1 pseudogene is annotated in these 278 nt (G+C 62.9%); it reads right to left on the bottom strand.

Going from position 1 to position 278, the window contains the following annotated elements:
* Window positions 1-4: 4 nt before the first annotated feature.
* Window positions 5-278: pseudogene (locus KVG87_RS25800) on the bottom strand (VapE domain-containing protein); the annotation flags it as partial.

Here is a 278-nt window from a genome sequence, read left to right as displayed (position 1 = left end):
TGCCTTAATCATCGAAGCACGGCTCCTCGAACTCAGGTTGTTCCAGCGCAGGCGCCCTGCCCCAACCCTCCGGTTTCTTGTACGCCCAAGGCCGCTGACCGCTCTTGCTCAAGGCGCCCAAACGGAACCGTCGCCAGCCCAGTCGATGCAGAATCGCACCCACGCGCATCTGCTCCGGTTTGCCCCAGTGACCGGGATCAAGCTTGAGCGCCTGACTCATCACCTCGCTGCCGGTGGTGGTCTCGCCGATCTGCGACTCTTCGAGCCAGGTCAGGATG

The sequence above is a fragment of the Pseudomonas siliginis genome (assembly GCF_019145195.1).
GTDB classification, from domain to species: Bacteria; Pseudomonadota; Gammaproteobacteria; order Pseudomonadales; family Pseudomonadaceae; genus Aquipseudomonas; species Aquipseudomonas siliginis.
Note: the sequence above shows the minus strand (reverse complement) of the source record. Positions and strands in the feature narration are given on the sequence as shown.